Below are 23,092 nucleotides of genomic sequence, written 5' to 3'. Positions count from 1 at the left end.
AGTCAATCCTTCCCTCTCCCCGCCGGGGAGAGGGTCAGGGTGAGGGGAAAAACCATGCACACCACCCACAGCACATTTTCTCTCGCCGGCCTCACCCTCCACCGCATCACCTTCGATTCCAGCACCTTCACCGACGCCGATCTCCTCTGGCTTCCTCATCACGCCCAGCTCGCTGACGCCGGACGTAAACGCAAGGCTGACCATCTGGCAGGACGCATCGCCGCCGCGCACGCCTTGCCTGACCACACCGTTCCCGCCATCGGCCCCAGCGGGGAACCGCTCTGGCCGGACGGAATTTCCGGCAGCATCACCCACAGCGGCACCCAGGCCATGGCGGTAGTGGTTCGCGATCGACACGCGCTCATCGGCATCGACTGCGAAACCATTCTGCCCGAAAATGAAGCAAGGGAAATCAAAGATGGCATTATAGATGCCCATGAAGAGCGCGTGTTTTCCCACTCGGGATACCCGTTCGCCCTCGCCCTGACGCTGGTTTTCAGCGCCAAAGAGAGCCTGTTCAAGGCCCTCTTTCCCCAGGTGCAGGCATATATGGGTTTTGACAGCGCCCACGTTACCCTGCTCGACGATAAGACGCTTACGCTGGCATTGACCCGTCAACTGGCAGGCTTTAACGAAGGCACCGCCTTCACCCTGCACTGGCAGCAGCACGGCGAGCAGGCGATCACCCTGCTGTCACACGTTCCTGCCGACGCGCCTTCACGCTGGTCACCACAAACGTCACGATAAACACCACCGCGAACAGCACCACGATGGTCGGCGCGGGCGCGCTGTCGAGATAAAACGAGGCATACACGCCGCTGACCGACACCAGTACTGACACCGCCACTGCCACCAGCAGCGCCATGTGAAAGCGTCGGGCGATCAGCACCGCCACCGCGCCGGGGGCAATCAGCAGCGAAATCGACAGAATGATCCCCACCGCCTTCAGCGTCGCCACGATGGTCAGCGAGACCATGCACAGTAAGCCGTAGTGCAGCCAGCGGGCGCGCAGTCCGCTCGCCTGCGCCTGCTGATAGTCAAAGCAGAACAGCAGGAAATCGCGCCACTTCAGGCCAATCACCAGCGCAATCATCCCCGCCACGATGCCGCTTTGCAGAATGTCCATCCCGTTAATGCCCAGCATATCGCCGAACAGAATGTGGTCGAGATGCACCTCAGGCTTGACGGCGATATAGAGGATCACCCCGGCGCCGAACATCCCGGAAAAAACAATCCCCATCACCGTATCCTGCTTGATCCGGCTGTTGTCCTTCAGGTAGCCGGTGGCGATCGCGCAGAACAGACCGGCAACGAATGCACCCACCGCCAGCGGCAGGCCCATTACCCACGCCAGCACCACGCCGGGAAACACCGCGTGGCTCATGGCATCGCCCATCAGCGCCCAGCCTTTCAGCACAAGAAAAACCGACAGCAGCGCGCAGGGTACGGCCACCAGAAGTGAAATCAGCAGCGCGTTATTCATGAACGCAAACTGGAAGGGTTCAAGGAGCAGCGCCATCATGGGTGTGCCTCCTTCGCGCGGCGGCGGCTGGCGAGCAGCCCGTGCTTCGGCGCAAAGACGAACGCCAGCAGGAACAGCAGCGTCTGGGCGACCACGATAATGCCGCCGGTGGCGCCGTCCAGATAATAGCTGGCCCACGCGCCGAGGAAGCTGGTGAGGCTGCCAATGGCGACGGCAATCATCAGCAGGCGCGGGAAGCGGTCGGTGAGCAGCCACGCGGTTGCGCCGGGCGTAACCACCAGGCAAATCACCAGAAACGCGCCGACGGTTTGCAGTGCCGCCACGGTGGAGACCGCCAGCAGCGTGAAGAACAGAACCTTCAGGCGCGCCGGGCGCAGGCCGATGGCGCGGGCGTGGTTCTCATCAAAAAAGGTCACCATCAGATCTTTCCATTTGAACAGCAGGATAACCAACGACACCACGCCGATAATCGCCAGCTGGACGATATCCTCCGGGGCGATAGCCAGAATATTGCCGAGGACGATAGTCTGAATATTCACCGAGGTCGGGTTGAGCGAGACCATAAACAGCCCCAGCCCGAAAAAGGAGGAGAAGATCAGCCCGATGATGGCATCCTCCTTCAGGCGGCTGCGCTGGTTGAGAAACAGCATACTGCCCGCCGCCAGCCCGCCCGATAAAAACGCCCCCAGCGAGAACGGCAGCCCGAGCATGTAAGCGCCCGCCACGCCCGGCACAATGGAGTGCGAGAGCGCATCGCCGATCAGCGACCAGCCTTTGAGCATCAGGTAGCAGGAGAGAAACGCGCACAGCCCGCCCACCATCGCCGAGACCCACATCGCGTTGAGCATGTACTCATAGCTGAAGGGTTCGAGAAGCGCGTTCATTTGGCCTCCTGCCGGTGCGTCACGAAGGGGCGCTCGTCGTCAGTAATAATGCGATCTTCCGAGCCGCTGAGCACCACGTGGCGCAGCACGCCGCTGAAGGCGCGCTCAAGGTTTTCGGCGGTAAAGGTGGTTTCCGTCGGACCGCTCGCCAGCACGGTGCCTTTGACCATCACCGTGTAATCGCAAAACTCCGTGACAGAGCCTAAATTGTGGGTCGAGACCAGCATGGTTTTGCCCTCGTCGCGCAACTCGCGCAACAGGCTGATGATTCTGGCTTCGGTTTTAACGTCCACGCCGGTAAACGGTTCGTCGAGCAGGATCACCTCGCCCTGCTGGGCAATCGCCCGCGCCAGGAAGACGCGCTTCTTTTGCCCGCCGGAGAGCTCGCCAATCTGCCGATGGCGCAGCTCGAGCATATCCACGCGCTTCAGGGCGTCGGTTACGATCTGCCGATCCTGCGCTTTAGGCCGCCGCAGAAATCCCATATGCCCGTAGCGGCCCATCATCACCACGTCCTCGACCAGCACCGGAAACGACCAGTCGACCTCTTCCGACTGCGGCACATAGGCGACCAGGTTCTGGCGCAGCGCCCGGTGAGGCGGCAGCCCATGGAGGGTGATGCTGCCGCTCGCCGCCCGCACAAAGCCCATCACCGCCTTAAACAGCGTGGACTTGCCGGAGCCGTTCACCCCCACCAGCGCGGCAATCGATCCGCCGGGCACGCTGAACGACGCATTGCGCAGCGCCGTGTGGCCGTTGCGGTAGGTCACGGTCACGTCCGTGACGACAATCCCCTTTTGCATGGTCACTCCTTCATGCCGTCGCGAATGCCCTGCACCAGCGTGCGGGTGGTGACGTTCAGCAGATCGATATAGGTCGGCACCGGGCCGTTTTCCGCGCTCAGGGAGTCGACGTACAGCACGCCGCCGTAGTGGGCGCCGGTTTCCCGCGCCACCTGACGCGCCGGCTTATCGGATACCGTGCTTTCGCTGAATACCGCCGGGATGCGATGTTTCTTCACCAGATCGATCACCTTGCGCACCTGCTGCGGCGTCCCCTGCCGATCGGCGTTGATCGGCCACAGGTAAAGTTCCTTCATGCCCAGATCCCGCGCAAGATAGGAGAAGGCGCCTTCGCTGGTCACCATCCAGCGCTTGTCTTCCGGGATAGCCGCCACCTGCTTGCGCAGCGGTTCGAGGGTCGCGACGATCTTCTGCTTGTAGGCGTCAGCGTTGCGCTGATACGTCTGCGCATTCGCCGGATCGTACTTCACCAGCGCGTCGCGGATGTTATTTACGTAAATCAGCGCGTTGTCCGGCGACATCCACGCGTGCGGGTTGGGCTTGCCGTCGTACGGCCCCTCGCTGATGCCCATCGGGGTAATGCCCTGGGTGACAATCACCTCCGGCACGCCGTTCAGATGCTGATAAAAACGCTGGAACCACAGCTCCAGATTCATGCCGTTCGCCAGGATCAGCTGCGCCTTCTGCGCGCGTTTGATATCCCCCGGCGTCGGCTGGTACTCATGGATTTCAGCGCCCGGTTTGGTGATGGAGGTGACGTCTGCGGCATCCCCCGCCACGTTTTTCGCCATATCCGCGATGACGGTAAAGGTGGTGATGACCTGGAACTTTTCAGCCGCCAGCGCGCCCGTGCTGGTGGTAGCCGTGAGCAGCGCGCCGAGCAACAGACGCTTTAATCCTTGCAGTGGGTGCATCGCAGAAGTCTCCTGAGGTGGTTAAATTCAAAGCAAAATTAGCCCGTGCTATAAGGTATAGCACAGGCTATATTTAAATGAAAATGGTTATCATTAAAGTTATGTCAATGAAGGGCGTGCCTGATGGCGCTTCGCTTATCAGGCCTACGGAAAAGCAGTTTTGGAGTTTTGTAGGCCGGGTAAGCGCAGCGCCACCAGGCATAAAAATGGCTGGATTTTTAATTAAAGGAGTTTGTCATTACTTAAACATCCGGGAACATCACGCTATTCCCCGGCGCTTCCCTGTGCAGATGGATAAAGTTCAGGTGCCGTTCATACTGGTCCAGAATGTCCGTAATCACCTGCTCCTTGCTGTAATCCATCAAATCATTCCCCTGGCTCCCTTCCAGCAGGAACGTCTCCAGCCGGTAGTAGGTTGATTTCCCGCTGCGCGCCCGGTAGGTAAACCCAGGCACCGAGTACTGCTGCGGCCAGATCTGATAGACAAAGTTCTGCTCGTCGCCCATGTGCACCAGCAGATCCAGGTGCCCCAGAGTTTCGCCCTCCTCCGGCGGCAGGTTTTTCAGCTCCACGTACGCACCGCGCAGCTTCAGCTCCTGCGCCACCTCTTCCATCGCCGGGAAGCAGACGGTTTCCATCATCTGGCTGGTGTAGCGCGTGCCCGGGTAATTCATCAGGCGCGACAGGCGTTTCTTCCAGCTCAGCCGGTCCTGGGCGCCCATCGGCCGCGGCGCGGTGTCGCGGCTGGCGCTTTCGCGGCGGTAGTCTTCCACCTTGAGCGATTTATACAGCCCGGCCATCACGAAGAAGATCACAAAGCTGAACGGCAGGCCCATGATCACCGTGGTGTTCTGCAACGCCGAAATGCCGTTGGTCATCAGCATGCCGAGCGTCAGCAGGCCGATGGCGACGGACCAGAAGATGCGCAGCCAGTTCGGCGCGTCGCTGTTGATGTCCTTCAGCTTTGAGGTGAAGTTCCCAAGCACCAGCGCGCCGGAATCCGCCGAGGTGACGTAAAACAGCAGGCCGGTAATAGTCGCTACCGAGGCGCTAAAGGTAAACGCCGGATACTGCGCCAGCAGGCTGTAGAAGCCGCGCTCCGGGTGCGCCATCGCTTCCTGGGCAAAGGTTGCGTTGCCGTGGATGATCTCGTGCAGCGCGCTGTTGCCGAAAATCGACAGCCACAGCAGGGTAAAGGTGAACGGGATGATCAGGGTGCCCATCACAAACTGACGAATGGTGCGCCCGCGCGAAATACGCGCCAGGAACAGGCCGACAAACGGCGACCATGCGACCCACCATGCCCAGAAGAACAGGGTCCAGTTGTTCATCCACTCCACCGGGCGGTCAAAGGCGAAGCTGTTCAGCGTCATGCCCATGAAGCGGTTCACGTAGTCCCCCACGTTCAGTACCAGAGCGTTGAGCAGGAACGACGTGTCGCCCATAAACAGCACGAACAGGATCAGACCCAGCGCCAGCGCCACGTTTAGCTCAGAGAGCACGCGGATGCCCTTATCCACGCCGGAGGTCACCGAAATGGTGGCGATAATCACCGAGAGCGCAATCAGCGCTGCTTTCGCCGCCATCGAATCCGGGATATCAAACAGCACGCTCAGCCCATAGTTGAGCTGGACCACGCCAATGCCGAGCGTCGTCGCGATGCCGAAGATGGTGCCAATGACCGCCGCGATATCGACGCTGTGGCCAATCGGGCCGTTAATTCTTTTCCCGAAAATTGGGTACAGCGCGGAGCGGATGGTGAGGGGCAAATTATAACGATAGCTAAAGTATCCGAGCGCCATCCCCATCAGGGCATACATCGACCATCCTGTCAGGCCGTAGTGGAACAGCGTCCAGACCATCGCCTGTCGCGCGGCTTCCATCGTCTGCCCCGCCCCTTCCGGCGGCTGCATATACTGCGTGACCGGTTCGGCTACCGAGAAGAACATCAGGTCGATGCCGATGCCCGCGGCAAACAGCATTGCCGCCCAGCTCAGCAGGCTGAACTCGGGCTTGGACTGCTCTGGCCCGAGCTTCACCGAGCCAAAGCGCGAGCAGGCAATGCAGACCACGAAGACGATATAGAGCGTCGCCGCCAGCAGGTAGTACCAGCCGAAGGTCTTCGACACCCAGTTCAGGGTGCGGCCAATCCACTCGGCAGAAAAATTGCTAAAGAAAATGGTCGTCAGGGAAAACAACAAAATCAGCCCGGCGGACGTATAAAAAACGACCGGGTTGATTTTGTCTTTTTCTCTGTCTTGTGAAAGGTCTGTCATCCAGTATCCCCACTGTTTTTGTAACTATTGAAATCCAAAATCGCAACAATTAAGACACATTTTATATTGAACGTCCAATCAAAAACCGCTTTAATAGATTACCAACGCTGATGAATGGAGTGGCAAAAATGCCCAAAGTGGGGATGCAGCCGATCCGGCGCAGGCAGCTTATCGACGCCACGCTGGAAGCAATAAATGAAGTGGGAATGCATGACGCAACCATCGCGCAGATCGCCCGTCGGGCGGGCGTGTCCACGGGGATCATCAGCCACTATTTCAAAGATAAAAACGGCCTGCTGGAAGCGACCATGCGCGACATCACCGGCCAGCTGCGCGACGCGGTATTAAGCCGCTTACGCGCCCTGCCGAACGGCAGCGCGGAGCAGCGTTTGCAGGCGATTGTCGGCGGCAATTTTGATGAAACCCAGGTCAGCGGCGCGGCGATGAAGGCCTGGCTGGCCTTCTGGGCGAGCAGCATGCATCAGCCGATGCTCTACCGTTTGCAGCAGGTCAGCAGCCGCCGGTTGCTCTCAAACCTGGTGTACGAGTTCCGCCGCGAGCTGCCGCGTGAACAGGCTGAAGAGGCGGGCTACGGGCTCGCCGCGCTGATTGACGGGCTGTGGCTGCGCGCCGCGCTGAGCGGCAAACCGCTGGACAAAACCCTCGCGCAATCGCTCACCAGCCACTTTATCAGCCAGCATTTACCGACCGAATAACCGAGGAGGAAGCATGTCCCGAATGGCAGAACAGCAGCTTTATATAAATGGTGGTTATACATCCGCCACCAGCGGTCGCACCTTCGAGACCATCAACCCGGCCAACGGTGAAGTTCTGGCGAGCGTGCAGGCCGCCGGGCGTGAAGACGTGGACCGCGCCGTAGCGAGCGCAACGCGCGGGCAAAAAATCTGGGCGGCGATGACCGCCATGGAGCGCTCGCGCATCCTGCGTCGCGCCGTCGATATCCTGCGCGAGCGCAACGACGCGCTGGCGAAGCTTGAAACCCTCGACACCGGTAAGGCGTTTTCTGAAACCTCGACCGTCGACATCGTCACCGGCGCGGACGTGCTGGAGTACTACGCGGGGCTTATCCCGGCGCTGGAAGGCAGCCAGATCCCGCTGCGCGACACCTCATTCGTCTACACGCGCCGCGAGCCGCTGGGCGTGGTGGCGGGCATCGGCGCGTGGAACTACCCGATCCAGATCGCCCTGTGGAAATCCGCCCCGGCGCTGGCGGCGGGCAACGCGATGATCTTCAAGCCGAGCGAAGTGACGCCGCTCACCGCCCTGAAGCTTGCGGAAATCTACACCGAAGCGGGCCTGCCGGACGGCGTGTTTAACGTCCTGCCGGGCGTGGGCGCGGAAACCGGCCAGTACCTGACCGAGCATCCGGGCATTGCCAAAGTATCCTTCACCGGCGGCGTCGCCAGCGGCAAAAAGGTGATGGCTAACTCCGCAGCCTCGTCCCTTAAGGAGGTGACGATGGAGCTGGGCGGCAAATCTCCGCTGATAGTGTTTGACGATGCGGATCTGGATCTCGCCGCAGACATCGCCATGATGGCTAACTTCTTCAGTTCCGGACAGGTGTGCACCAACGGCACCCGCGTGTTCGTGCCTGCAAAATATAAGGCCGCGTTTGAACAGAAAATCGTAGAGCGCGTGGGCCGCATCCGCGCGGGCGAGCTGTTCGATGAAAACACCAACTTTGGCCCGATGGTCAGCTTCCCGCACCGCGACAGCGTGATGCGCTACATCGCCAAAGGCAAAGAAGAAGGCGCGCGCGTGCTGTGCGGCGGCGACGTGCTGAAGGGCGACGGGTTTGATAACGGCGCGTGGGTAGCCCCGACCGTGTTCACCGACTGCACCGACGAGATGACCATCGTGCGCGAAGAGATCTTCGGCCCGGTGATGTCCATCCTCACCTATGAAAGCGATGAAGAAGCCATTCGCCGCGCCAACGACACCGACTACGGTCTGGCGGCGGGCATCGTCACCGCCGATCTGAACCGCGCCCACGGCGCGATTCATCAGCTCGAAGCGGGCATCTGCTGGATCAACACCTGGGGTGAATCCGCCGCGGAGATGCCGGTTGGCGGCTACAAGCACTCCGGCATTGGCCGCGAAAACGGCGTGATGACGCTTCAGAGCTACACCCAGGTGAAGTCCATCCAGGTTGAGATGGGTAAATTCCAGTCCATATTTTAACCGGGAGGTTTATTTGCAATTTGACTACATCATTATCGGGGCCGGCTCTGCCGGCAACGTACTGGCTACACGACTGACTGAAGATCCGAACACCACCGTCCTGCTGCTTGAGGCGGGCGGGCCGGACTACCGCTTTGATTTCCGCACCCAGATGCCCGCCGCGCTGGCCTTCCCGCTCCAGGGCAAGCGCTACAACTGGGCGTATGAAACCGAGCCAGAGCCTTTCATGAACAACCGCCGCATGGAGTGCGGACGCGGAAAAGGGCTGGGCGGCTCGTCGCTGATCAACGGCATGTGCTACGTGCGCGGCAACGCGATGGATCTGGACAACTGGGCGAAAGCACCGGGTCTGGAGCACTGGAGCTATCTCAACTGTCTGCCCTACTACCGCAAGGCAGAGACCCGCGACGTGGGGCCGAATGACTACCACGGCGGCGACGGTCCGGTGAGCGTCACCACCTCTAAGCCGGGTGTGAACCCGCTGTTTGAAGCAATGGTGGAAGCAGGCGTGCAGGCGGGCTATCCGCGCACCGACGATCTCAACGGCTACCAGCAGGAAGGCTTTGGCCCGATGGACCGCACGGTCACGCCGCAGGGCCGACGCGCCAGCACCGCGCGCGGCTATCTGGACCAGGCAAAACCGCGTCCTAACCTGACCATCCGTACCCACGCCATGACCGATCACATTATTTTTGACGGCAAGCGCGCGGCGGGCGTTGAGTGGCTGGAAGGTGAAAGCACCATTCCGTCAAAAGCGACGGCGAATAAAGAAGTTCTCCTGTGCGCAGGCGCCATTGCGTCTCCGCAGATCCTCCAGCGTTCCGGCGTGGGCAACGCTGAGCTGCTGAAGCAGTTCGATATCCCGCTGGTGCATGATTTACCCGGCGTGGGGGAAAACTTGCAGGATCACCTGGAGATGTACCTCCAGTATGAATGTAAGGAGCCGGTTTCCCTCTACCCTGCCCTGCAATGGTGGAACCAGCCGAAGATTGGCGCGGAGTGGCTGTTTGGCGGCACCGGCGTAGGTGCGAGCAACCACTTCGAAGCGGGCGGATTTATCCGCAGCCGCGAGGAGTTCGCGTGGCCGAACATTCAGTACCACTTCCTGCCGGTGGCGATTAACTACAACGGCTCGAACGCGGTGAAGGAACACGGCTTCCAGTGCCACGTCGGCTCCATGCGCTCCCCGAGCCGCGGGCACGTGCGCATTACATCTCGCGATCCGCACCAGCATCCGGCGATCCTGTTTAACTATATGTCCCACGAGCAGGACTGGCAGGAGTTCCGCGACGCGATCCGCATCACCCGCGAGATCATGCACCAGCCGGCGCTGGACAAATACCGTGGTCGTGAAATCAGCCCGGGCGTCGAATGCCAGACCGACGAACAGCTGGACGAGTTCGTGCGTAACCATGCTGAAACCGCCTTCCATCCGTGCGGCACCTGCAAAATGGGCTACGACGAGATGGCGGTGGTTGACGGTGAAGGCCGCGTTCACGGGCTGGAAGGATTACGCGTGGTGGATGCGTCGATCATGCCGCAGATTATTACCGGCAACCTGAACGCTACCACGATTATGATCGGTGAGAAAATTGCTGATGCCATTCGCGGGCGCGAGCCGCTGGCGAAGAGCACGGCGGCGTATTACGTGGCGAACGGCGCGCCGGTTCGCCGATAAGACATTCCCCCTCTCCCCGCCAGGGCGAGGGGGACAGAATTTACCCTTCTGGCATCGCTGAAGAGTGGTGCGATGAAATTTTCCACGCTTTTCCATCCCACGCGTAGGTGAAGGTATAACGTGCGGTCACGGACGTTTTATCGGCAAAGGTAAACGTGTAGGTCCCTGTATCAATCGCTTTATTGCAGCCGAGACGAATGGTGCGGCTATCAATTTTCCCGAACGGCTTCTTCTTCAGAAAATCCTGGAAGTAATCCACGCGCTCCTGATCGGTCAGCCGGACCTGATTGGATATGGTCGGCAGCAAAACCGCATCGCTCAGGTAATTCTCCGCGACCTTATGGGCATCTCCCGTCTGGAGTGAAGCATTCCATTTATCAAAAAGCGCTTCAATTTGCTGATTATCCGCTTTTACGCAGTCAGGCGCGGTCGCGGCAAAAGCAGAAGTTGAGGCAATCCCGAGAAGTACGGTAAGAGAAACGAACGTTTTCATAAACCATTTTCCTTATGTGGTTTTTTCCTGTGAAGCGCACTATCCCGATTATCCCGCTGCGTGACAATATCCATTACTTATTATTACGTTTTTTACAGAACGACAAATTAGGTCAAATTATATCCAATCGAGTGAACGTCCTCTGATTGCTCCCCTCAGCCATTCTCCGGCTGCCGTCCTTCAGGCCAAAGAAGGTGCGCTGGCTCACACAAATTAAACAATGAGTTTAATTTACAACTTATTGTTGATAATATTTTTCCCCCCACCTGGGAAACCGGAGTATCAAAAAACAGGCAGCTGAATGAATACCTATCTTTTTCTTTTATTATCAATAGCATCTGAAGTCATTGCGACGACGGCATTAAAACTATCCGACAGCTTCACCCGGTTGTGGCCCTCCCTCATCACGGTGATGTTTTACATCATTGCGTTCTGGTCATTAACCATCCCCATGAGAACAATCCCAACGGGAATTATTTATGCGGTGTGGTCAGGGGCCGGGATCGTACTGATTAGCCTGGCAGGATGGATTATTTATGGTCAAAAGCTGGATATGGCGGCCCTGACAGGAATAGGCCTTATTATTGCCGGCGTGATGGTGATAAATCTGTTTTCGAATTCAACAGGACACTGAGCGGCAGCTTTATCCCGTCAGGTATCACGTCGCCCGGTATACTTTATGATCAAAAATCTTTTAATCTGCTTCGTTGTGTTTCTCTTTCTGGTGTTAACGCTTGAAATTCTTTATATCGAAAAGCGTCATGTTAATTTCTTTCGCGATGGGGTAAGAAGCGTCGAGGAGGTGCTGTCTCTCTGGGATGAGCATTAATCAGACTCCCCTATATCCTTCGCCTGCATCAACACCGTGAAGACGTTTTTGTGAAAATTTCAACGCAAAGTTTTATTAATGTAAATTATTGACGATATATTTGACAGAAGATTTATTCGATGCATATCGGCGTTAATCCGATGGATAGGCAATATCTATTATGTACTCTTTACGGAGGTAGCTAAACTGCTTTCAAAGAGTATATTATTTGTTAAAAAGGTAAATAAGTGGAAACAACAAAATTATGGATTTCGTTAGGGACGATTGTCAGCCCTATTACTGGAACGTTTTTCACTAAAATAGTTACACAACATAATCATAAATATCTGCTCTGGTATAATGGCGACTATCTTATCAAGCCGGGAGATAACATTAAGGTTAGTAACAAAGGCTTTGTTATTTCCGGGAAACTACGTTCGGTGAACATTATTCAGATTGATAAATACAGCCCAACGCTCTGGCGGGTAATGCACAATATGTCCAGCTGTCCGGGAGACAGAGAACCTGAAAATCCGTATTGTACGACCACAACCCGCTGCATTTTCAAGTCCTGCCCTCACGGCAAAACGCGTCATGCCCTTCAAAACCGCTGAGAATACGAACCCCTGAGCCTCTTTCACCAGAGGCTTTTTTATTTAATGGATGCTCATCTGCTGACACAGGGTGCAATTGCCCGGCCAAGCTCTTCATTAGTCTGCTTTGACCCCGATATAAGCGTAATATCCAGAAAGTTTGCCCCTGTGGTATGAGTCATATCAACCTGGGCAATCAGCCGGTTCCCCCTGGAGATATCAAAAAAGTTAGGCGTATCCCGCTCGGGGAAGATGTATTCCACCTCATAGCCTTCGGCCTCAAGCGCGCTTCGCATACAGTGATATCGTCCATCCAGTCCAGGATGCGCTGATACGGTAAAAGGTTTATAGGTGGTCGCATTGCCAAAGGGACGTACCAGCTGGCATGCCGTCAGCAGCGAAACAGCCACAATCACAGTCAGAAATTTCATTTTATCCTTTAAGCATTAGTTGGTTACGGTCTCTTTAACCGCCTGGTACGGCATTAAATCTACGCGCAAGCGACGCTTTTATCAACTTTTTGTTGATAATTAAACACTATCGATATATTTTAAGCTAAGTGAGGTTTTAAGCACGACATCTGACCATGCCAAACATAAAGGAACAACGATGAAATCAGATTACGCCAAACAGATTGAACTGATTTCCGGGCCGCTGGAAGCGGCAATGGAAGCGCTTGCAGGTACGTTGTCGGCGAACCATGAGATAGTCCTGCACAACCTCACCATGCCAGAGCAGTCCGTGGTAAAAATCATCAACGGGCACGTCAGCGGCAGACAAGCGGGTGACAATCTTTTGTCCGGCCCGGAAAAAGACAAAGGATTTGCCCTGCTGCTTAAAAACAGCAAAGACAGCACCCCGGTCACGGTAAAAAATTATAAAACCGTCACGGCGTCCGGACGGATCCTGAGCAGCGCCTCGACAATTTACTACAGCGAGGAAGGCGTACCGTTGATGGCCTTTTGCATCAATATCGATACCTCTCCTTACGAGCAAATGCGCAAGTGCCTGGACGCGATTACGGGCAGCCCGCTTGCCGATTCAGACCCGCAGGATATGAACCTGGGCGGCATCATCGAGCAGTCAATCCAGGAAATCATCGATAAACATTCGGTCCCGGGCAAAAAGGTTCAGAAAGCGCAGCGGCTTAAAATAGTCGCTGAAATGCATGCGAAAGGCATTTTCAAAATGCGGGGTGGCGTCCAGCACGCGGCACAGGCCCTGGGCGTGACGCGCTATACGGTTTATAACGATCTTGAGGTGATGGGTGAAAAATAACAGTCCCCGGCGCATTCCGTTTTACCAGGTTGACGCCTTCTCTGACGGTCCCTTTACGGGCAATCCCGCGGCCGTCTGCCTGCTGGACGCCTGGCCGGACGCGCATGTTCTCCAGCGTATCGCTACGGAAAACAATCTTTCCGAGACCGCGTTTGTGGTTAAGCAGGACGACGGCTTCGCGCTTCGCTGGTTCACCCCTGCGGTGGAAGTGGATCTTTGCGGTCATGCGACGCTTGCCGCTGCGAGCGTTCTCTTGAGCCGTGACCACGCCTCTGAAAGCGTGCGTTTTTTCACCCGCAGCGGCGAGCTGAACGTCACCTCGGATGGTGAGCAATACACGCTGGATTTCCCGCAGGCGATCCCGTCCCGCATTACCGCTCCGGAAGGGTTGTTTAAGGCGCTAGGGCTGGAGGAAAACGCCGGAGAAACCTGGCAGGCGTCCGATCTCATCGTCGTCATTGATGATGAAGACAGGCTGGATGCGCTGAAGCCTGATTTTTCCGCGCTGGAAAGGTTTAACACGCGCGGCGTGGTGGTTACTGCCGCCTCACGCACCTTCGATTTTCGCTCCCGCTGGTTCGGCCCGCAGGTGGGAGTAAATGAAGATCCGGTGACGGGTTCTGCCCACACCTTTCTGGCACCGTTGTGGAGCGAAAAACTGTCGAAGAAGACGTTGCGCGCGCAACAGGGCGGAAGCCGTAAAGGCGAACTGATTTGCCATGTTAAGGACAACGGACGCGTCGAGCTCTCAGGCAAAGCGTGCCTGATGATTGAAGGAACCTTTATTCTGTAAGCACACGGACGTGCTGCGTAAACGTGGGTGAAAGGATCCAGTCGGGTTACTGCTGCGAATTATCATAAACGCTTTATATTTTATTAAATAGCGTGAGGTCTATTCATGTCGCCTTACGCTTAACCTGGCGCTCGGGAAAAATAAATAACGTTGTCATTACGCAGGTATATCATCCTGAACTGCTTTTTTGCTGTTTATTTGTCACTGGCACGCTATTACTGGCGTGGTCACGGCTTAGTCTAACGCTCGCAGGCTAAATGAGAGAAAATCATGTCAACGAAACCAGATGAAAGATCTAAAGCGGCCGTTACGCCCCTTGAACGTCGCGTTGTTATTGTGACGCTCCTGTTTATGTTTTTAATATATACAGTGTTACTGATATCTCCCTTTTTATGAGGTGAATGTCAGTAACCTTATTCGGCCCCGGTGGTCTTTTTAATTACAGGCATTAAGATGAAAAATTTAGCAGCAGTAATGAGTCTGGCACTGATGACCCTGACGGTTACAGGGTGCTCCAGCGACTACGTATTACAAAAGAAAAATGGCGAAATGATTATTACCCACGGAAAGCCGGAAGTCGATGATGACAACGGTTTAATTACCTATGAGGACGTTGCGGGCAATGAACATGCTATCAACCGCGACCAAATTATCCAGATGATCGAGAAATAACGTTCGTGGGCAGAGCAGCCGCATTGCGCTCTGCCCGCGATACCGTTCTAGCGCAATGCCTCAAGCTGCTTAATCTGATGCCCTTGCGCGTCAAAATTCTCTGCTGCCAGCCACGCGCGCAGCGCCGCGTCCCTCTGCGGCCATTCGCCGTCAATAATAGAGAGCATGTCGCTGTCGCGGTTACGCCCCTTACGCACCAGCTTCTGGCGCAGACGTCCTTCCCAGACAAACCCCAGCCGCTCCGCCGCGTTGCGTGAGGCGGTGTTCATCGAATCGCACTTCCACTCCAGCCGACGGTATTTATGCTCGAAGGCATTTTTCAGCAGCAGCCACACCGCTTCGGTGCCAATGCGGGTACCTTTCATTCTGCGCGACCAGGTCACATGGCCGATCTCCACCGAGCCCTGGAACCGCTCTATCGCCATGTAGCAGACCAGCCCCACGGCGCGCTCGGTGCGCAAATCAATCACGGCATAGGGCACCAGATCGTCATCCAGCACTTTGCCGAGCACCCAGTGCGCGGTGGCTTCCACGCTCATGGGCTGGCTGCTGGCAAGCCACGTCCAGTCGCTGTCGTCGCCCAGGGCATACGCTTCATACAGATCCGCGGAATGGCGATCGGCATCGAGCGGCTCCAGACGACAATACTGACCAACGAGCGCGGTGCGGGCCAGCGCGCGGGCGCATTTCCAGTCCGGGACGATATCGTTAACGGTTTGACCATGTTGATTGATTTCGGGCACGGCGATGACTCCCTGAAAGGTAAGGAGTGTGTTATAGCAGGTTAAAAAGCGGACGAAAAGAGAGGAAATGCAGGCCGGGTAACGTGGAACCGCCACCCGGCATAAGATTACTTCAGCAGTTTTACCGTGGCGTCGATGTCGATTTCATCTTCGGTAAAGATCATCGTCGTGTTCTGGAAGGTGGTGATCGCCAGCTTCTTCACCGTACGCATTTCGCCCGGCTTCTTGTCGGATTTTGGTTTGATGCTGTTCATCAGCAGCCCCACCGAGAGCACCGCGTTCTCTTTGTCGATTTTGGTCTCAACGGGCTCTTCCTCGCTGAATACCACGAAGGACTTGATCGAGGTGAGCTTCACGCGCTCGCCCGCGATATAGAGATGCTTGCTCTCCGGGATCACCTTCACCGCATACGCGGAAAGGCCTTTGGTGTTGGTGGTTGGCTCGAAGGTCACCGCCGCATCTTTTTTAATCAGATCAGGGTTGGCGACCTTAATCACATGAAAATAGCGGTTGTCGCCGTTTTCATCTTTGATAAATCCAAAGCCTTTATCTTTAAACCACGTTGTGATTGTACCGTTCATCGCTGTTACCGCCTGTCAGATCTCAAGACTAAAGTTTTGCAGCGCGCAGTGTAATCCACAATGGCTGAGGAGACAAAAAAAGCCCCTGCACGGGAGCAGGGGAAAGTTCATGTCAGAGCTTATCGTTATTTTTTAGTTAAACACCATCCCGCCGTCAATCAGCAGGGACTGGCCGGTCATGTAGTCGGAGTCTGGCCCCGCAAGGTAAGAGACGCACGCGGCCACGTCTTCCGGCTCGGACAAACGGCCAAGCGTGATGCGTTTGGCAAAGGTTTCCGTGCCATAGCCAAGCGGTTTGCCCGCCGCCTCGGAGACCTGACGGTCGATCTCCGCCCACATCGGCGTTTTGACGATGCCCGGGCAGTAGGCGTTAACGGTGATCCCCAGCGGGGCGAGATCCCGCGCGGCCGTCTGGGTCAGGCCGCGTACCGCGAACTTGCTTGAACTGTATACCGCCAGCTCCGGGTTACCGGTATGCCCCGCCTGGGAGCAGGCGTTGATGATTTTGCCGCCGTGCCCCTCTTTGCGGAACGCGTCAATCGCGGCCTGAATGCCCCAGATCACCCCTTTCACGTTGATGTTGTAGACTTTGTCGACAATCTCCGGGGTGATGGATTCGATGGGGGTAGACGGCGCAACCCCGGCGTTATTGACGATGACGTTGAAGCCGCCCAGCTCGGTACGGGCTTTCTCCACGGCCGCAAACACCTGCTCGCGGTCAGAGACGTCGACCTTCACGGCGACGGCCTTCCCGCCGCTGCGGATGATTTCATCGGCAACCGCTTTCGCCGTCGCTTCGTTGTAATCGGCGATAGCGACGGCAAAACCATCCTTCACCAGACGAAGCGCGATCGCTTTGCCAATCCCCTGGCCGGAGCCGGTTACGAGAGCCACTTTTTGCATTTCTCTGTCCTTATGTTGATTCACAAAATCTGGCTGAGATGGAGCTGGCCCATCAGCAGCGGGTTATCGCTGTAGTCGACGGGAATGGCCACCACGGCCGGGCCGTCGACATCCATTGCCGCACGCAGCGTCGATTCGAGCGCGTCGGCACTCTCGACGGCAAAACCTTTTGCGCCGAACGCGTCGGCATAGGCTTTGAAGTCGACCGGGCCGAACTCCACGCCGGAAAGACGCTGGTATTTTTTCTCTTCCTGGATCGCCACCATGTTGTAGGCGTTATCCACCCAGATGATGTGCAGCACGTTGGCGTTGAGGCGCACGGCGGTTTCCAGCTCCATGCTCGACTGCAAAAAGCCGCCGTCCCCGGAGACTGACACGACCTTGCGCCCCGGGTTGACCAGCCACGCGCCAATCGCCCACGGCAGCGCCACGCCCATGGTTTGCTGACCGTTGGAGATCATCACCTGACGCGCGCGGAAGCTGTAGAGGTAGCGGGCGATCCAGATATGGAAGCTGCCCATATCGACGGTGAGCGTCACGTCGCTGTTCACGATGTCCTGCATGGCGCGCACGATGCGCAGCGGATGCAGGGCAAACTGGTTAAGCGATGCGCCGCGGCGGTCGAGGAGGTCCCGCTGATGCTGGCGATCGACCAGAATTTCTGACGCACGCTGGCTCAGCTCCAGCTTGCGATCGATCCGGTTAGCAAGCAGGTTCAGCGTGGCGGCGATATCCCCCACCAGCTCCAGATCGGGAACATACTTGCGCTCCTCATAGGCGGGCAGCACGTCAATGTGCACCAGCGTGGCGTCGCCGCTGTTCCACATAGAAGGCTCGTACTCCACCGGGCTGTAGCCGATGCAGATAATCAGGTCCGCCAGATGCAGCAGCCGGTCGCCCGCCTGGTTGTTAAACAGGCCGACGCGCCCGGCGAAGCGGGTGAAGTGCTCCTGATTGACCGCCCCGGCGGCCTGATAGGTGCTGGTGACCGGGATACGGCTTTTCTCCAGCAGCTTGCGCAGCGCGGCGCTGTTCGCGGGCTGGCTGGCCATCAGGCCGAGTAAGATGACCGGGTTTTTGGCCTTTTCGATAAGCTTCGCCACGTCGTTAATGGCGGATTCCGGTGCCGGGCCCATCAGCGCCGGACCGCTGGCGGGCAGGATCGCCCCCGTGGTGGGCTGGTCGACAATATCCTGCGGCAGGCTGACAAACGCCCCGCCCGGCCTGCCGTGCTCGGCGGCGCGAAACGCGTTGGACACCACCTCGGCAATCGCGTCCGGGGAGTTTACTTCTACGGCGTATTTCGTCACCGGGCTGAACATTGCGACGGTGTCCATGCTCTGATGCACCAGCTTGGCTTTATCTGCCCGCTTCACCGCCCCGCCCAGCGCTACCACCGGGTCGCCTTCGCTGTTGGCGGTGGCAATACCGGTGATCAGGTTTGAACAGCCCGGTCCGGAGGTGACCAGCGCCACCCCGGCTTTGCCGGTCAACCGCCCCACTGCCGCCGCCATAAACGCCGCGTTGGCCTCGTGGCGTACGGGAATGATCTCGATGGAGGAGTCCAGAAGGGAGTCAAAAACCTTGTCGATTTTCGCCCCCGGTATCCCGAACACCTGCTTCACGCCCTGCGCTTCCAGCTGGCCGACAACCATATCGGCGCCGTGCGCCCACTGACGTGACTGTTTATCACTGTTCACGGTAGTTCTCCTGTTAGTTTTCGACGGCGCGGATAGCCGCATCAAGGTTGCTGGGGTGCAGGTTGGCCTGTAAAAACGCGCTGTCGGCAGGCAGGTCAATCATCAGCTTGTGGATTTCACCGAAGGTGAGGACGCCGCTTTCCAGCTGGTAATCGAGCAGATGGCCGCCGCCCTGTCGGTCGTCGGTGATGAAGTGTTCGTGATAGCCCGCCACGTTTATCCCCTGCATATGCTGCGGGGTACGGAACCCCACCAGCACGCCCTCGCGCTGGTTAAAGCGGAACACCGGCTGGTCGTCCAGCACGTCGGTCATCGCCCGGTACGGCGGCGTCTGGCGCGGAACGGTGCGGGTGTGGGCATGGCGGAAGTTGCCGTCGATGCGCAGCGCGCAGAACAGGTTATCGGAGGGGATCTGCTGGTCGATCACGTCGTGGATCTGCTGACGGCTGACCGGCCCGTCAAAGGTTTTGCGGTACTGGGGCTGGAACCAGGTCATCACCGCGAACGGCGTTTTTTGCTCCGGCTTCGCGGCGCGGGCGCTGCCGTCGGCGCGCAGCTGGTACACCTGGCTGCTGAAGGCAATCATTTCGCCGTCCAGCTCGTTAAAGGTGCCGAGGCCAAAATCACCGTGTGCCAGCAGGTCGGCGATGGTGGTCTCCCCTTCGTACACGCCGCTTAGCAGGGCGCTCATTAGCGATGTCTGATAGATCGCGCTGTCAGGATGTTGAGCCGAGAACCCGCGCAGGGTCTCGCATAAACTCGCCTCACAGTCGCATGCAGATGAATGCATCATCATGCTCGTCCTCTTCAACTTTATTTATAAAGGTTAAATAAATGTTGACCCGATTCAGCAGAGAGTTCCAATATAGAATCCATGCTGGTTTGAGACGTTTTTGATATGGAACTTCGTTATCTGCGCTATTTTGTCGCGGTAGCACGCGAGCGACACTTCACCAGGGCGGCCAACGCGCTGGGTATTTCACAACCTCCTCTGAGCCAGCAGATCAAACGGCTTGAGGAGGAAGTGGGCACGCCGCTGTTCAGGCGCCTGACGCGGGGCGTGGAGCTGACCGAGGCGGGAGAAGCCTTCTATGAGGACGCCTGTAAGATCCTGGCGCTGAGCGACGCCGCGCTGGAAAAGGCCCGGGGCATCGCGCGCGGGTTGAACGGCAGCCTGTCGATTGGCATTACCAGTTCGGATGCCTTTCATCCCAAGATCTTCGCCCTGATCCGCCAGTTTCAGGTGCAGAACATGGCGGTGCAGGTTCATCAGGTGGAAGCCAACATGTCCTCGCTGACCACGATGCTGGCGGAGGGTGAGCTGGATATCGCCTTTGTGCGCCTGCCGTGCGAAAGCAGCAAGGTGTTCGAATTAAAAATCCTCGACCGGGAGCCAATGGTGGTGGCGCTGCATCGCGATCATCCCCTGGCGACATGCGGCGATCTGGCGCTGGAGGAACTTCGGGATACGCCGGTGGTGCTGTTCCCGCAGGAGGTCGCGCCGGGGCTGTACGACCGCGTTTACGGCAGCTGCGAGCGGGCCGGAATCGATATGCAGCACATGCTGCAATCTTCACAACTTTCTTCTTCCCTGAGCATGGTCTCCGCCGGCGGCGGGTTCGCGCTGGTGCCGAAATCCATGGCCGCTATTTCGCCGCCGAATGTCACCTATCATGCGCTGCGCTCACCGGAGCTTTATACCGATATCGCGCTCTGCTGGCGGCGGTTTGAACGCTCGCGGACGGTGAAGCGGTTTCTGGCGATGATGAGCGAGGGGTAGCTACGGTGCGGCTGTGCCCGGCGGCGCTGCGCTTGCGCGGGCCTACGGTTCGTGTCGCGGGTTGGGGCTTTGGGTTTTGTAGGCCGGGTAAGGCGTAGCCGCCACCCGGCAATGCCTTTCTGGAAGCCGCCTCGCAAACCTGCAAGCAACCTTATGTAATTCATGGTTATCCCTTTTCATCCCTTCTCCGCGGTCGTAAAGTGCCTGCGTTGCGGCACATCCGCAACCGGGCGTAGGAACCCGTTAGCATGACATAACATGTTTGGACCAAGAGGATGCTAAATGGCGACTACCCCTGAATTTTCCTACGCGCTTTCTGAGGAAAGTGCTGTTCATCAGCTCATCAACCACCCAATTTCCGACTCTGCGGATCTCTTCGAACTGGCCGATGCCTGCGCCGCTTACGTAAGCGTACTGGTGGAAACTGACGACGCAGTGACATTTGCCACGCTATGCGAGCGACTGCTGGCTACGCTGAAGCGGCTGCGCGAATGCTGTGACTCGGCACTTCCGCCGTATCTGGTTGAACGGCTCATTGCGGGGGAAAAGATCGCCTCCTGCGTGCCGGAATGTTGGCAAGAAACGGCGCTACAGGTGGATTATGCCGTGGCGTTAACGCTGGCGGTGATGGGCGGGACGTTGCCTGCGAGCGTGGCGAAAGAACTCACCGGGCTGTTGCATGATATGGTCTGGCTGCTGGCGGAGTTTGTGAAAGAGCCTTATATAACGGCGCACTGAGGCGGGTGATGGGAGAACGTAATACTACTGGGTAATATGTAAACTCCCGGGCGGGCAGGTTTATCCCACGGAGAGCCTGTCAATTCTTAGTCCCATCACTGCTATAAAGGTTACGGTGGGGAGTAGTCAAAAATATACGAGACGGAAATCAGCTCACACGATAAAAATCTAGCTTTACACCATCAGATGTACGGCTTGCAGAACAGATAAAAATTGATGTCCTCAGCCATTCAAGTTCAGGCGAATCGACCTCAAAAACAGGCACCGTTTTAAAATAAATGTCAGAGGGTAAAATGTGATTGAAAAAACTCATGTCCTCGGTAAAAAGCAAATGTGTAAACTCTGCTGGCACTTTGCGTATACCGTTATTTTCAATATAAATTGTCCCTTCTGAGACCTTTAAAGCATACCTTGCAGAAAGTCGGCAGACTCCATTAGGCTCTATGATCTGACTATCAACACCACCAGGCAGAACCTCACCCGTTAGTCCCCCGGAAACTTTTCCACTCAAAATAGGTATTAACTGACGCTTTCCTGTCACAGGAGAGTTAGAAACAACGATCGGCCGATCGACAACAATATCAACACTGAAAGAAAATTCGAGTTTTGGCTCCATGAGATCCTCCTGAGACTTCACTCTATAGCAATAGCCACACACAAAATAGCGCAAAATGTGAATTGATTTCATCACATATTTAAATCATTAAGGTTGTTGAAAAAACAACTACAGTCACAACACCCCACAGGGAAACCGTGTTAAACCTTTTTCAAAAATCCAGGGCGGACAAGGTTATTACGATCCGGCCTATGCTTTAAAGCGCAGTTATGCTCAGAAAATCTTAAGACCGTCTGGGTTCAGGTCAGCAACATGGCGAAAAGCATGCGAGAATTCCGCTTATCTGAAGCAGCAGCGTGCAGCGCATAATGACGGGTGAAATGGCGAAAAATGCACTGTTACCCTTGTTAAATTGGGCAACCACCCTGTTCTCACCTATACAGAACTAAGCTCCCCCAATTATTTTGATGTTAGTAAAAGAAACTTTGTTGAATGCAATGAACTGTTTTGTGTAAAGCAGCGCACGGATAACCTTTTACAAAGGGCGGGTATACAACGGGAGCCCATACGTAATTCAAAGCGATTAACTAATCACTTATTCACCCTACGCGCGCGCATTCAATCATCATTCAATTAAAGATGATTATTAAAATATTATTAATACCCTGGCGTAATGATATCAGTCCGTGAAATGTTTACACTGTTGACTATATAGTTGCCTACGCCAGACAGCTGTGGCACAGGTATGGTCATTTTTCCTTTATATATGTTCAGTCCTGGATGTTGATCCAGGAGATTTTTAGAGGGTTACCGATATGGGGAAATAATGACCTCGCTCACATGCAGGTAACCTGCTGATTTGAATAGATTATTCTCCTAACCATGTTGCAAGATATTGTTCGGGGTTACCATTTGTTAATTTAGATTCATTTATGTTGCCAGAGTTTTAAGCGGATTTAACGCGCTGTTTTGACTATTCCTAAATCCACCTGGTTAGGATATGGCTTAACGCCTTTAATTGATAATCACAAGTCATTGAAAATTAAGATAATTTTTGGTTGTTTTTTATATAAATCCATAAAGAAACTTTAATTAGATAAATGTTCTGACGTTTAAATATTGTTAAAAAACAGAGAATGAAAGCAACATTTTATTATCATATAGATTTTTATCACTCAGGATTCAACATTCAAAGTTATAAATGTGTTGAATAT

The 23,092-nt window shown here is 56.1% G+C and carries 24 protein-coding genes; 11 read left to right on the top strand and 13 right to left on the bottom strand.

Going from position 1 to position 23,092, the window contains the following annotated elements; genetic code table 11:
- Window positions 1–54: 54 nt before the first annotated feature.
- Entirely contained in the window at window positions 55–747 is a 693-nt protein-coding gene (gene entD / locus INF58_RS09225) for an enterobactin synthase subunit EntD (protein ID WP_193527553.1), read from the top strand.
- Here the strand turns inward: entD and INF58_RS09220 are convergent.
- From INF58_RS09220 to betT, 5 genes are all read right to left on the bottom strand, one after another.
- Window positions 683–1,522 (bottom strand): metal ABC transporter permease, encoded by an 840-nt coding sequence (locus tag INF58_RS09220; RefSeq protein ID WP_193527552.1) that lies wholly within the window; start codon window positions 1,520–1,522, stop codon window positions 683–685. The genes entD and INF58_RS09220 overlap by 65 nt on opposite strands.
- Entirely contained in the window at window positions 1,519–2,367 is an 849-nt protein-coding gene (sitC, locus tag INF58_RS09215; protein ID WP_193527551.1) for an iron/manganese ABC transporter permease subunit SitC, read from the bottom strand. The genes INF58_RS09220 and sitC overlap by 4 nt, the downstream gene beginning before the upstream one ends.
- Window positions 2,364–3,170: a manganese/iron ABC transporter ATP-binding protein gene (locus tag INF58_RS09210; RefSeq protein WP_193527550.1), complete on the bottom strand. Its 807-nt coding sequence runs from the start codon at window positions 3,168–3,170 to the stop codon at window positions 2,364–2,366. Before INF58_RS09210 ends, sitC begins: the two co-directional genes overlap by 4 nt.
- Before the next feature lie 2 nt (window positions 3,171–3,172).
- On the bottom strand, window positions 3,173–4,084 hold the full coding sequence (locus INF58_RS09205; protein ID WP_193033294.1) for a metal ABC transporter substrate-binding protein: 912 nt from the start codon (window positions 4,082–4,084) through the stop codon (window positions 3,173–3,175).
- 242 nt (window positions 4,085–4,326) lie between these two features.
- On the bottom strand, window positions 4,327–6,360 hold the full coding sequence (betT, locus tag INF58_RS09200) for a choline BCCT transporter BetT (protein WP_063449428.1): 2,034 nt from the start codon (window positions 6,358–6,360) through the stop codon (window positions 4,327–4,329).
- Window positions 6,361–6,488: 128 nt separating this feature from the next.
- On the opposite strand from betT, the gene betI reads away from it, so the two are divergent.
- The 3 genes from betI to betA are packed head-to-tail and all read left to right on the top strand — an operon-like array spanning window position 6,489 to window position 10,240.
- A complete protein-coding gene (gene betI / locus INF58_RS09195) occupies window positions 6,489–7,076 on the top strand; it encodes a transcriptional regulator BetI (RefSeq protein ID WP_023334836.1) in 588 nt (195 codons plus the stop codon).
- A 13-nt stretch (window positions 7,077–7,089) separates the two neighbouring features.
- Complete coding sequence (gene betB / locus INF58_RS09190) at window positions 7,090–8,562, top strand: betaine-aldehyde dehydrogenase (RefSeq protein ID WP_193527549.1); 1,473 nt, start codon at window positions 7,090–7,092, stop codon at window positions 8,560–8,562.
- 13 nt (window positions 8,563–8,575) lie between these two features.
- Window positions 8,576–10,240 carry a choline dehydrogenase gene (gene betA / locus INF58_RS09185; protein WP_193033296.1) on the top strand — a complete coding sequence of 555 codons (1,665 nt, stop codon included), beginning with the start codon at window positions 8,576–8,578 and terminating at the stop codon, window positions 10,238–10,240.
- Between the two features lie 40 nt (window positions 10,241–10,280).
- On the opposite strand, the gene INF58_RS09180 is transcribed toward betA, so the two are convergent.
- Window positions 10,281–10,733, bottom strand: coding sequence for an SgcJ/EcaC family oxidoreductase (locus INF58_RS09180; protein ID WP_193527548.1), 453 nt, complete (start codon window positions 10,731–10,733; stop codon window positions 10,281–10,283).
- A 301-nt stretch (window positions 10,734–11,034) separates the two neighbouring features.
- On the opposite strand from INF58_RS09180, the gene INF58_RS09175 reads away from it, so the two are divergent.
- On the top strand, window positions 11,035–11,367 hold the full coding sequence (locus INF58_RS09175) for an SMR family transporter (protein ID WP_063866011.1): 333 nt from the start codon (window positions 11,035–11,037) through the stop codon (window positions 11,365–11,367).
- A gap of 422 nt (window positions 11,368–11,789) precedes the next feature.
- Complete coding sequence (locus INF58_RS09170) at window positions 11,790–12,155, top strand: hypothetical protein (RefSeq protein WP_131797697.1); 366 nt, start codon at window positions 11,790–11,792, stop codon at window positions 12,153–12,155.
- A gap of 53 nt (window positions 12,156–12,208) precedes the next feature.
- On the opposite strand, the gene INF58_RS09165 is transcribed toward INF58_RS09170, so the two are convergent.
- The gene (locus INF58_RS09165) at window positions 12,209–12,565 is read right to left on the bottom strand and encodes a hypothetical protein (protein ID WP_193527547.1); all 357 of its coding nucleotides are present in this window, start codon (window positions 12,563–12,565) and stop codon (window positions 12,209–12,211) included.
- Between the two features lie 178 nt (window positions 12,566–12,743).
- Between INF58_RS09165 and INF58_RS09160 the strand changes: the two genes are divergently transcribed.
- The 3 genes from INF58_RS09160 (at window position 12,744) to INF58_RS09150 (ending at window position 14,877) form a co-directional block, all read left to right on the top strand.
- Window positions 12,744–13,412 carry a transcriptional regulator gene (locus INF58_RS09160; protein ID WP_193527546.1) on the top strand — a complete coding sequence of 223 codons (669 nt, stop codon included), beginning with the start codon at window positions 12,744–12,746 and terminating at the stop codon, window positions 13,410–13,412.
- Complete coding sequence (locus tag INF58_RS09155) at window positions 13,402–14,205, top strand: PhzF family phenazine biosynthesis protein (protein WP_193527545.1); 804 nt, start codon at window positions 13,402–13,404, stop codon at window positions 14,203–14,205. The genes INF58_RS09160 and INF58_RS09155 overlap by 11 nt, the downstream gene beginning before the upstream one ends.
- A 453-nt stretch (window positions 14,206–14,658) precedes the next feature.
- Window positions 14,659–14,877 carry a YgdI/YgdR family lipoprotein gene (locus tag INF58_RS09150; protein ID WP_107534873.1) on the top strand — a complete coding sequence of 73 codons (219 nt, stop codon included), beginning with the start codon at window positions 14,659–14,661 and terminating at the stop codon, window positions 14,875–14,877.
- 47 nt (window positions 14,878–14,924) lie between these two features.
- On the opposite strand, the gene INF58_RS09145 is transcribed toward INF58_RS09150, so the two are convergent.
- The 5 genes from INF58_RS09145 to budA all read right to left on the bottom strand — a co-directional run bounded on the left by INF58_RS09145 (window position 14,925) and on the right by budA (window position 19,597).
- Window positions 14,925–15,620: a GNAT family N-acetyltransferase gene (locus INF58_RS09145; protein ID WP_193527544.1), complete on the bottom strand. Its 696-nt coding sequence runs from the start codon at window positions 15,618–15,620 to the stop codon at window positions 14,925–14,927.
- Between the two features lie 107 nt (window positions 15,621–15,727).
- Window positions 15,728–16,201 carry a cold-shock protein gene (locus INF58_RS09140; RefSeq protein WP_045260739.1) on the bottom strand — a complete coding sequence of 158 codons (474 nt, stop codon included), beginning with the start codon at window positions 16,199–16,201 and terminating at the stop codon, window positions 15,728–15,730.
- Between the two features lie 132 nt (window positions 16,202–16,333).
- Window positions 16,334–17,104 (bottom strand): (S)-acetoin forming diacetyl reductase, encoded by a 771-nt coding sequence (locus tag INF58_RS09135; RefSeq protein ID WP_193527543.1) that lies wholly within the window; start codon window positions 17,102–17,104, stop codon window positions 16,334–16,336.
- Between the two features lie 20 nt (window positions 17,105–17,124).
- Window positions 17,125–18,846, bottom strand: coding sequence for an acetolactate synthase AlsS (alsS, locus tag INF58_RS09130; protein ID WP_193527542.1), 1,722 nt, complete (start codon window positions 18,844–18,846; stop codon window positions 17,125–17,127).
- Window positions 18,818–19,597 carry an acetolactate decarboxylase gene (budA, locus tag INF58_RS09125; protein WP_193527633.1) on the bottom strand — a complete coding sequence of 260 codons (780 nt, stop codon included), beginning with the start codon at window positions 19,595–19,597 and terminating at the stop codon, window positions 18,818–18,820. The genes alsS and budA overlap by 29 nt, the downstream gene beginning before the upstream one ends.
- Before the next feature lie 105 nt (window positions 19,598–19,702).
- Between budA and INF58_RS09120 the strand changes: the two genes are divergently transcribed.
- Together INF58_RS09120 and INF58_RS09115 are read left to right on the top strand one after the other, a co-directional pair.
- A complete protein-coding gene (locus tag INF58_RS09120; protein WP_107534868.1) occupies window positions 19,703–20,584 on the top strand; it encodes a LysR family transcriptional regulator in 882 nt (293 codons plus the stop codon).
- A 282-nt stretch (window positions 20,585–20,866) separates the two neighbouring features.
- Window positions 20,867–21,322 carry a hypothetical protein gene (locus INF58_RS09115; RefSeq protein ID WP_064910863.1) on the top strand — a complete coding sequence of 152 codons (456 nt, stop codon included), beginning with the start codon at window positions 20,867–20,869 and terminating at the stop codon, window positions 21,320–21,322.
- 148 nt (window positions 21,323–21,470) lie between these two features.
- On the opposite strand, the gene INF58_RS09110 is transcribed toward INF58_RS09115, so the two are convergent.
- The gene (locus tag INF58_RS09110; RefSeq protein ID WP_107534866.1) at window positions 21,471–21,938 is read right to left on the bottom strand and encodes a DUF3237 domain-containing protein; all 468 of its coding nucleotides are present in this window, start codon (window positions 21,936–21,938) and stop codon (window positions 21,471–21,473) included.
- Window positions 21,939–23,092: the final 1,154 nt, after the last annotated feature.

Origin of the sequence: Enterobacter cloacae complex sp. P24RS, assembly GCF_014982165.1 — a bacterium.
GTDB lineage: Bacteria > Pseudomonadota > Gammaproteobacteria > Enterobacterales > Enterobacteriaceae > Enterobacter > Enterobacter quasihormaechei.
Note: the sequence above shows the minus strand (reverse complement) of the source record. Positions and strands in the feature narration are given on the sequence as shown.

Bases quoted from the DNA above. Each gene is read 5' to 3' on its own strand.
- INF58_RS09140 (WP_045260739.1), bottom strand. From the start codon at position 16,201: ATGAACGGTACAATCACAACGTGGTTTAAAGATAAAGGCTTTGGATTT.
- INF58_RS09120 (WP_107534868.1), top strand. From the start codon at position 19,703: ATGGAACTTCGTTATCTGCGCTATTTTGTCGCGGTAGCACGCGAGCGA.
- INF58_RS09150 (WP_107534873.1), top strand. From the start codon at position 14,659: ATGAAAAATTTAGCAGCAGTAATGAGTCTGGCACTGATGACCCTGACG.
- budA (WP_193527633.1), bottom strand. From the start codon at position 19,597: ATGATGCATTCATCTGCATGCGACTGTGAGGCGAGTTTATGCGAGACC.
- INF58_RS09135 (WP_193527543.1), bottom strand. From the start codon at position 17,104: ATGCAAAAAGTGGCTCTCGTAACCGGCTCCGGCCAGGGGATTGGCAAA.
- entD (WP_193527553.1), top strand. From the start codon at position 55: ATGCACACCACCCACAGCACATTTTCTCTCGCCGGCCTCACCCTCCAC.
- INF58_RS09160 (WP_193527546.1), top strand. From the start codon at position 12,744: ATGAAATCAGATTACGCCAAACAGATTGAACTGATTTCCGGGCCGCTG.
- INF58_RS09220 (WP_193527552.1), bottom strand. From the start codon at position 1,522: ATGATGGCGCTGCTCCTTGAACCCTTCCAGTTTGCGTTCATGAATAAC.
- INF58_RS09165 (WP_193527547.1), bottom strand. From the start codon at position 12,565: ATGAAATTTCTGACTGTGATTGTGGCTGTTTCGCTGCTGACGGCATGC.
- INF58_RS09180 (WP_193527548.1), bottom strand. From the start codon at position 10,733: ATGAAAACGTTCGTTTCTCTTACCGTACTTCTCGGGATTGCCTCAACT.
- betI (WP_023334836.1), top strand. From the start codon at position 6,489: ATGCCCAAAGTGGGGATGCAGCCGATCCGGCGCAGGCAGCTTATCGAC.
- sitC (WP_193527551.1), bottom strand. From the start codon at position 2,367: ATGAACGCGCTTCTCGAACCCTTCAGCTATGAGTACATGCTCAACGCG.
- INF58_RS09205 (WP_193033294.1), bottom strand. From the start codon at position 4,084: ATGCACCCACTGCAAGGATTAAAGCGTCTGTTGCTCGGCGCGCTGCTC.
- alsS (WP_193527542.1), bottom strand. From the start codon at position 18,846: ATGCGGCTATCCGCGCCGTCGAAAACTAACAGGAGAACTACCGTGAAC.
- INF58_RS09210 (WP_193527550.1), bottom strand. From the start codon at position 3,170: ATGCAAAAGGGGATTGTCGTCACGGACGTGACCGTGACCTACCGCAAC.
- INF58_RS09175 (WP_063866011.1), top strand. From the start codon at position 11,035: ATGAATACCTATCTTTTTCTTTTATTATCAATAGCATCTGAAGTCATT.
- betT (WP_063449428.1), bottom strand. From the start codon at position 6,360: ATGACAGACCTTTCACAAGACAGAGAAAAAGACAAAATCAACCCGGTC.
- INF58_RS09115 (WP_064910863.1), top strand. From the start codon at position 20,867: ATGGCGACTACCCCTGAATTTTCCTACGCGCTTTCTGAGGAAAGTGCT.
- INF58_RS09110 (WP_107534866.1), bottom strand. From the start codon at position 21,938: ATGGAGCCAAAACTCGAATTTTCTTTCAGTGTTGATATTGTTGTCGAT.
- betB (WP_193527549.1), top strand. From the start codon at position 7,090: ATGTCCCGAATGGCAGAACAGCAGCTTTATATAAATGGTGGTTATACA.